Source organism: Nocardioides sp., assembly GCF_031422975.1.
Lineage (GTDB): Bacteria > Actinomycetota > Actinomycetes > Propionibacteriales > Nocardioidaceae > Nocardioides.
This window is the reverse complement of the sequence record NZ_JANPEO010000058.1, coordinates 1-7,444: the sequence shown is the minus strand read 5'-3', so window position 1 is coordinate 7,444 and position 7,444 is coordinate 1. Positions and strand designations below refer to the sequence as shown.

General features: G+C 72.5%; 5 protein-coding genes and 1 pseudogene. 2 read left to right on the top strand and 4 right to left on the bottom strand.

Translation table 11 applies throughout. The features are described from left to right. Nucleotides 1–131: 131 nt before the first annotated feature. Together RMO85_RS01990 and RMO85_RS01985 are read right to left on the bottom strand one after the other, a co-directional pair. Nucleotides 132–512: pseudogene (locus RMO85_RS01990) on the bottom strand (acyl-CoA desaturase); the annotation flags it as partial. 26 nt (nucleotides 513–538) lie between these two features. Then, complete coding sequence (locus tag RMO85_RS01985; protein WP_310526155.1) at nucleotides 539–1,672, bottom strand: ferredoxin reductase; 1,134 nt, start codon at nucleotides 1,670–1,672, stop codon at nucleotides 539–541. A gap of 103 nt (nucleotides 1,673–1,775) precedes the next feature. Here RMO85_RS01985 and RMO85_RS01980 point away from each other — a divergent pair, with 103 nt between their 5' ends. Further along, the gene (locus RMO85_RS01980) at nucleotides 1,776–2,957 is read left to right on the top strand and encodes a helix-turn-helix domain-containing protein (RefSeq protein ID WP_310526154.1); all 1,182 of its coding nucleotides are present in this window, start codon (nucleotides 1,776–1,778) and stop codon (nucleotides 2,955–2,957) included. A 155-nt stretch (nucleotides 2,958–3,112) separates the two neighbouring features. On the opposite strand, the gene RMO85_RS01975 is transcribed toward RMO85_RS01980, so the two are convergent. Together RMO85_RS01975 and RMO85_RS01970 are read right to left on the bottom strand one after the other, a co-directional pair. After that, nucleotides 3,113–4,582 (bottom strand): amidohydrolase family protein, encoded by a 1,470-nt coding sequence (locus tag RMO85_RS01975; protein ID WP_310526153.1) that lies wholly within the window; start codon nucleotides 4,580–4,582, stop codon nucleotides 3,113–3,115. 172 nt (nucleotides 4,583–4,754) lie between these two features. Beyond that, nucleotides 4,755–6,626, bottom strand: coding sequence for a penicillin-binding transpeptidase domain-containing protein (locus RMO85_RS01970; protein WP_310526152.1), 1,872 nt, complete (start codon nucleotides 6,624–6,626; stop codon nucleotides 4,755–4,757). Between the two features lie 134 nt (nucleotides 6,627–6,760). Here RMO85_RS01970 and RMO85_RS01965 point away from each other — a divergent pair, with 134 nt between their 5' ends. After that, nucleotides 6,761–7,393: a hypothetical protein gene (locus RMO85_RS01965; RefSeq protein ID WP_310526151.1), complete on the top strand. Its 633-nt coding sequence runs from the start codon at nucleotides 6,761–6,763 to the stop codon at nucleotides 7,391–7,393. Nucleotides 7,394–7,444 lie beyond the last annotated feature (51 nt).

Below are 7,444 nucleotides of genomic sequence, written 5' to 3'. Positions count from 1 at the left end.
GGCATGCCCGATGTAGCGGAGCGCGCGACTTGCGAGAGCCGTGGGGGGGGCGGGCGCCACGGTGCCGGCGCCGGGCGGGGCTACGTCTTCGCTGGGTGCGGCTGAGTAGCAACAGTGCTTGAACAGTACTTGGCGCGCTTCCACTGCGCGGCGGGCGACGCCATGTCCCACTCCCAGGTGCTGGAGTGGATCTTCGGGTCGCGCATCCAGTCCCACTGGCCGTGCAGGATGTTGTGCCCGATCTCCATGTTGTCGAGGATCTTGGCGACGCTCAGGCCCGCGGTGCCGAGCAGCCAGGCCGGCGGGAAGACGCTGAACAGGAGCATCGCGCGCGAACCGAGCTCGAGCTTGCGCTGGACGTCGATGAGCTTGCGGATGTAGGCCGCGTCGTCGGCCCCGCGACTGTCGAGGATGTCCTGGCGGATTGCGTCGAGCTCGATGCCGATCTGCTCGATGTCGGCCTCGGTGAGGTGGGCGATGGGGCTGTGCGCCTGCTTCTGGATCGTGGTCATGTCAGTCTCCTTGCGGGGGTCGGAGGTCAGTGGTCGAGGTGGCACGCGCCGGCGGCGGCGCTGATGCAGGTCTGGATCTTGACGGCGCCGGAGATGCCCGGGCCGGTCTCGCCGGGGATCACGGTCGTGATCTGGCCGTTGCGCAGGTCGCGGACCGAGCCCTCGGTCATCGGGAGGACGCAGCCCATGCAGATGCCCATGCGGCAACCGCTGGGCATCAGGACCCCGGCGGCTTCGGCGGCGTCCAGGATCGGGGTGGCGCCGTCGAGCTCGAGGGTGGTGCCGTTGGCGAAGGCGATCGAACCGCCGTCGCCGGGCTCGACCCGGGTGGTGCGGAACTGCTCGATGACGAGCTCGAGGTCGGCCTGGTCGTGGTGCGACTGCAGGGCGTCGAGAAGGCCGGCCGGGCCGCACGCGAGGGTGCGGCGGTCGGCGAGATCGGGCACGAAGTCAGCGAGGTCGTCGACGCTGAGGACGCCATGGACGTCGTCGTACCGCGCGACCAGGCGGATGGCGCCGGACGCGTCCAGGGCCTGCAGGTCGCGGAGGAAGATCGAGTCGGGCTCGCTCGGCGCGACGTGGACGACGACGATGTCGAGGTCCTTGCTCCGGTCGAGCTTGAGGACGCCCTTGTCGGTGCTCGGGAAGAGGTTGCGCAGCATCCCGATCACCGGCGTGATGCCGGAGCCGGCGGTGACGAAGAGCAGCTTGTCGTGGTCGGAGGCCAGCACGAACTCACCGGCGGCCTGCTCGAGGTGGACCAGGGTGCCGGGCACGGCCTCGTGGACGAGGTGGTTGCTGACCAGCCCGTCGGGCACGGCCTTGACCGTGATCGAGATGCGGCCGTCTGCGCGCGGGCCGTGGGTCAGGGAGTAGGCACGCCACTGGCGAACGCCGTTGACGTCGATGCCGATGCGGAGGTACTGCCCCGGCTTGTGACCGGCCCAGTCGGCGCCCGGGCGGATCACGATGGTCGCGGCGTCGGGGGTTTCTGCGTGGACCGATTCGATCCGGCCGCGCAGGTCGGCGCCGGCGCGCAGCGGCGCGAAGAGGTCGAGGAAGTCGGCGGGCACGAGCGGCGAGGTGGCACTCTCGGCCAGCCGCGACAGGCGGGCGCGCAGCGAAGGTGCGTTGCTCCCGGACATCAGTGTTGTGCTCATGTGTTCCACAGTGCCGGTTGGAGCGGCGAAGTTCCTGCCCTGTGCACGTGAATCGAGGTGATACTCTTGTTCGTATCGAACAAGAACTGGGGATTGGAATGCCGTGACGCGTCGTATTGTGCGCTCCACCACACAACAACGCGCCGTCGTCGGCCTCGATGACGGCCTCGTCGCGGCGCTCCGGGGGGAACTGCCGGTCGTCGCCGAACGCGCCGTGGCGACGATCATCGACGAGGTGCCCAGCTACGCCGGCGCGTTGAGCGGCCCGATGGGGCTGACCATCCGCAACGCCGTGCAGCTGGCGCTCGGCGGCTTCCTCACCCTGGCCACGCTCGACGGCGAGAGCCCGCCGATGGCCCCCGCGCTCGAGGGCGCCTACCAGCTGGGCCGCGGCGAGGCGCGCAGTGGACGGACGATGGAGGCGCTGCTTGCGGCGTACCGCATCGGCGCTCGGGTGTCCTGGCGCGACATGTCCCGCACGGCCGTCGACAACGACATCGACGCGGGTCAGCTCTCGCGCTTCGCCGAGCTCGTCTTCGCCTACATCGACGAGCTCTCCGCGGCCAGCGCGGCGGGCCACACCGACGAGCTGGAGAGCACCGGCCGGCTGCGGCAGCGCAACCTCGAGCGGCTGGCCCGGGCGCTGATCACCGGCGCCGCAGCCGAGGCGGTCGTCTCGGCCGCCGAGCGCGCCAGCTGGGATCAGCCGACGCAGCTGACCGCCGTCCTCCTGCCCGAGTCGCAGGCCGCGCATGCGTCCTCGCTGGTCGACGCCGACACCCTCCAGCCCGTCGAGGACCTGCCGGGCGTCCCGGAGGGCCGAGCCCTGCTGCTCGTGCCGTCCAGCGGCTCCGCGGCAGCACGTGCCGGGCTGCTGCGTGCGCTGCGCGGCACCAGCGCCGTCGTCGGCCCGTCGATGCCGTGGCTGGACGCCGTCCGCTCGCACGAGCGGGCCGGCCGCGCGTTCGCGCTCGGGCTGCCCGGCCTGGTCGACGCCGACGCGCACCTCGCGGCACTCATCCTCGGCGCCGACCCCGACTCCCGCGCGGATCTGCGTGCCCGAGTGCTCGCGCCGCTCGAGGGGCAGCGGCCCTCCACCGTCGACAAGCTGACCGAGACGCTGCGCTCCTGGGTGCTCAACCAGGGCCGCCGAGACGCCGTCGCCGGCGAGCTCTTCGTGCACCCGCAGACCGTGCGCTATCGCGTCCAGCAACTTCGGGAGCTGTACGGCGACCGGCTGGAGGACCCCCAGTTCGTGCTGGAGGCGACGCTGGCCCTTGCGTAGCGGGCCCGGTGCCGGGGTGGTTCAGTTGACGTGGGCCCGTAGTGCCGGGTAGTTCAGGGGGAGATGGTCGGAAATGGCCCAGGATGACGACCATGTCCCACTGAACTACCCGAGCACGACGACGCAGGTCCGGCCCGCTGTGGCCGCACGCCCCGTCAGGGCGCGAAGACGGGCCGGCCCGCGACCCAGGTGCCGCGGACGTGGTCGCCCATCCCCCGCAGCCGGCGCGCGTGCTCCTCGCCGTCGTCGCCCTCGAGCGGATCGACGTCGAGCAGCACCACGTCGGCGCCGTGGCCGACCGCGATCGTGCCCCAGCCGTCGGTGGAGGCGGCAAGGGCCTCGCGGGCGGTGATCGACTGCTCGGGGTGCCAGGCGTCGTCCCCGTCGGCGGCTCGATGGACCGCGGCGGCGATGGCCAGCCACGGGTCGAGCGGCGAGACCGGGGCGTCGGAGCCGAGCACCACGTCGACGCCGTCGTCGAGCATCCACCGCAGCGGGAAGCAGCGCTCGGCGCGGCCCGGCCACAGCCGCTCGGTGACCTCGCGGTCGTCGAGCAGGTGGGCGGGCTGGACGCTGGCACGCACTCCGAGGTCGGCCATGCGGCGTACGTCCTCGCGCGTCGTGAGTTGCACGTGCTCGATGCCGCCGCGGGCGCCGGTCTCGCCGAAGGCCGCCAGCGCCTCGGTGACGGCGCGGTCGCCGATGGCGTGTACGGCGACGTCGAGCCCGCGCTCGGTCGCTCGCTCGAGCAGCTCGCGCAGCTCCTCGGGACTCTGGTTGGGCTGGCCGTGCGGGAAGCCGAGGACCGCCTTCTCGGCGTACGGCTCGCAACACCACGCCGTGCGCGTGTTCAGCGAACCGTCGCTGATGATCTTGAGCGGCCCCATCGTGAGGCGTGGGTCGTCGCCGAGCGGGTCGCCGGAGGCCAGGCCGCGCTCGAGGACGTCGGCCAGCCCATCGGCGTACGACGCCATCCGGATGCGCAGGAGGTCGGCACCCTCGCCCCAGCGATCGAGCCACTCGGCGACGCCGCCGCTGAACTCGAAGTCGACGAGGCCGACGATGCCTTGGGCCGCCGCGGCCTCCATCGTCCGGTGGTAGGCCTCGGGGCCGGTGCCGTCGACGCCGATCACGCTGCCGAGGCGGCCGTAGGCCTGGAACCACTCGCCCTCCGCGACCACGCCCTCGCGGGTCGGCAGGGCCAGCAGGTGCAGGGCGCGGGTGTTGAGCCAGCCGTGGTGGCCGTCGCCGCAGATCAGCACGATCGGCTGCTCGGTGTCGATCGCGTCCAGGTCGGAGACCACGGGACCGTCGTCCCACCTCGTCGGGCGGTGCCCCCACCCGATGACGGGCAGGTCGGGCCATTCCTCGAGACGCGCGCGGACGAGCTCGACGGCGTGCGCGCTGGACCTGGCCGGCGCGAGGTCGAGCCGGGCACTCGACAACGACCACTGGCCGAGGTGGACGTGCTGGTCCCAGAGACCGGGCATCAGCCAGCCCGTGGTTGCTCCCGGATCGGCGGCCGGCTCGACGGCGGTCACGAGCCCGTCGGTGACGGTGACGTCGACCGGTCCCTCGGGCGCGGGGTCGGTGACGGCGACCAGGCGGACGCTCTCGAAGAACATGCGGCCCACCGTAGGGCCCGGTCCATGAGGCGGGTCGCCCCCCGTTCATGTAACACGCTGTCCAGTGCTCTGCTGCGTCGTAGCAACGTCGCGGATGTGTGCGTAACAGCGTTTTAAATGCGAGCCGGGCTGGGCCGAGTGCGGGGCGATGGAGGGCGGAGGGCGGGCGGGGCTAGGAGAGGAAGCGCGCCAGGATCGGCCCCGCGGTGCGCGAGCCCGACTCACCGGTCTCGACGAACACCGCGACGGCGAGGTCGCCCTGGGTCGCGATCATCCAGGCGTGGGTGGGCAAGGACCCCGAGTCGTCGGGCGTGCCGTACTCCGCCGTCCCGGTCTTCGCCCCCACCTCGCCGGGCAGGCCGAGCAGGAACGACCCCGAACCGTCGGTCACCACGGCCCGCATCAACACCTGCAGCGAGGCAGCCTCGGACGCGGTCAGCGGAACCGACGGCGCGACCTGCTCGGTCGCGAGGTCGGGCAGCAGCACGGGGAGTACGGCGCGACCGGCCGCCACCGACGCGGCGACGGTCGCCATCGCGAGCGGGGAGGCGAGCACCTTGCCCTGGCCGATCAGGTCTGCGGCGGCCTCCGTCTCCCCCTCGGGCGGCGGCACCTGACCGAAGTAGGCCGGGAAGCCGAGGTCGTGGTCGACCCCGAGACCCAGGGCCGCGGCAGCGTCGGCCAGGTCGCCGTCCCGGAGACGCTCGCGCGAGGAGATGAAGGCGGTGTTGCACGAGTTGGCGACGGCCTGGCGCAGGGTGATCGTGCCGAGTCCCGAGGCGGGGTAGTCGTCGTAGTTCTTGAACGACTTGCCGTCCACCACGGTCGTCGCCGGGCACGACACGGGGTCCTCGGGCCGCAGGCCGGAGCGCAGCAGCGCCAGCGACGACACGACCTTGAAGGTCGAGCCGGGGGCGTACTGGCCGTAGGTCGCCGCGTTCAGGCCCACGCTCGGTGGCCCGCTGGCCGCCGCGAGGATCGCGCCGTCGGAGGGGCGGATCGCCACGACAGCGCTCGCCGGGCCGACGGTGGCGAGGGCGGACTCGGCCTTGGTCTGCAGGTCGATGTCGAGCGTGGTCCGCAGGGGCGCTCCGGGGACCGCGGGCACCTCGAACACGGCCCGGTCGTTGGCGGCGCCGGCCGCGATCACGGTGAGGCCAGGGGTACCGGCGAGCTGGTCGTCGTACCTCGCCTGCAGGCCCGAGAGGCCGACGACGTCGCCGGCCACGACCTCACCGCCGGACGCCTCGATGATCTCCGCGGTGGCGTCGCCGACGCTGCCGAGGTTGGGGGCCGCGAAGCCCCGCGACGGCGCGAGGTCCTGCTGGTCGCCGATCGCCACGGCCCCCGGGATCTCGGCGTAGGCGGGGGGTACGGCGGTCCTCGCCTCCTCCGCTCGCAGCACCAGCGCCTCGACGAACGCCTTGTCGCCTGCTGCCACGGCGCGCTCGACGTAGTCGGGGGCACCGATCTGCAACGCGTCGGCGATCGCCCGCGCGGACACGGTCACGTCGTCGGTCGCCGCCAGCTTCGTCTTGTCCAGCCCGAGCCGCACCACCTCGCGCGGCGCGACGATCGCCCGATCACCGGCGCCGGTGATCTGACCGCGCGCGGCGGCGGTGCGGTCGAGGGTGAGGTGCTCGCCCTCGACGAGGGACGGTTCGATCAGCGCCGGCGCCCAGGCGACCTGCCACGCGTCGTCCACCCGCGTGAGGTCGGCCGTGGTGTCGTACGTCCAGGGCTGGCCGTCCAGCTCCCAGCGCCAGGTCACGGCGGCTGTCGCCGTGTCGTCGGTGACCTCCGCGTCGTCCACCTCGACGCTCGGCAGCACCGCTCCGAGACCGTCGACGACTGCGGCGTACTGCTCGGCGACGTCCGGGGCGTCGAACCGAACGCCGCTGAGATCGCCGGACGACAACCCGCCGGCGAGCGCGTCGAGGACCGGCGCGGGGCCGTCGTCGCCGCCGAGCACCTGGCAGCCGGTCAGGGCGAGGGACGCCGCGAGGGACGCCGCGAGGGCAAGGACGGCGAGCCGAGAGCGCATGGGCTCACGCTAGTCGGCGCCGGACACCTCGAGCCCCCGCGAGACTGGCGGCCGACGACAACGATTCGGCCACTACCCAGGTCGGGGGCCGCCCCGTGCGGCGCCCCGGCGAGGGACACCGATACCCTCCCCCCATGAGTTGGCGGGGACTCGTCGCAGTCGTGGCGTTGCTGGCGGCGGGCATCGTCGGCGGTTTCGCGGCTGCTGCCTTCCTCCAGCCCTCGCCCGCGACGAGCGGAGCGCCGAGGCCGGTGGCGGCTGCGAGCCCCAGCGTCCCGGTCGACCCCCCGGCTCCGTTGCGCGATGATCCGCCGCAGGAGGCGATGCAGAGCGACCTGCCGCTGCACGACGTGTCGGTGGGCACGGACACCTACAAGTTCGTCTTCCCCGCGCCGCGCGGTTGGAGCCGGCTGGAGACCTCGTCGAACGAGGTGAAGTACAAGCTGGCCGACAGCCCCAACAACACCTACATCCTCCGCGTCGAGCAGGTCGTCAGCCAGCACGAGCAGATCCCGAACATCCTGGCCTCCCGCATCGACGACCTCCGGCGCGACGAGCAGCAGGTCGACATCCTGCTGCGCACCTACGACTCGCTCGAGTTCAGCTACGTCCACGACGGCTACCGCCGCTTCGGTCTCATCACCTGGCTGGACCTCACCCGCTCCGGCCAGGCCGAGGCCGAGATCGCCCTCACCGGCCGCGAGGTCGACGTGCCGGGCATGCGCGACCTGATGGCCAAGGTCATCCGCGGGATCCGCACCGGCTGAGCCGGCTCACAACCCCGACAGCTCGACCGAGTCGAGCACGTCGTTGGCCGT

Coding starts and splice junctions, on each gene's coding strand:
- RMO85_RS01985 (WP_310526155.1), bottom strand. CDS start 1,672: ATGAGCACAACACTGATGTCCGGGAGCAACGCACCTTCGCTGCGCGCC.
- RMO85_RS01975 (WP_310526153.1), bottom strand. CDS start 4,582: ATGTTCTTCGAGAGCGTCCGCCTGGTCGCCGTCACCGACCCCGCGCCC.
- RMO85_RS01970 (WP_310526152.1), bottom strand. CDS start 6,626: ATGCGCTCTCGGCTCGCCGTCCTTGCCCTCGCGGCGTCCCTCGCGGCG.
- RMO85_RS01965 (WP_310526151.1), top strand. CDS start 6,761: ATGAGTTGGCGGGGACTCGTCGCAGTCGTGGCGTTGCTGGCGGCGGGC.